1 protein-coding gene is annotated in these 246 nt (G+C 60.6%); it reads right to left on the minus strand.

Annotated elements, in window-relative coordinates:
- The coding region (locus tag SB719_RS21905; RefSeq protein WP_412159996.1) for a hypothetical protein at window positions 1-220 on the minus strand (220 nt) is incomplete at its 3' end.
- Window positions 221-246: the final 26 nt, after the last annotated feature.

Here is a 246-nt window from a genome sequence, read left to right on the forward strand (position 1 = left end):
CCATTGCCAAGCCAACGAAAACCAGATCAGGCACGACACGCGCCTGTGGCAAGGCCTCTCTCACCAGCGGTGCATCACCGCCAGTGAGGAACACGGTAAATTCCTCACCCCATAGCACACGAGCCTGCTCGAGCTGGGTGGAGGCAAAGCCCTGGAGCATCAATACGCATCCGCGCTCTACCGCTTCGACAGTCGAGCGACCTGGTGACAAGCTGGTCAATGCGCGCTCCGCGGAGGCATCGTCAT

The sequence above is a fragment of the Pantoea sp. SIMBA_079 genome, from assembly GCF_046940275.1.
Taxonomy (GTDB): domain Bacteria; phylum Pseudomonadota; class Gammaproteobacteria; order Enterobacterales; family Enterobacteriaceae; genus Pantoea; species Pantoea borealis.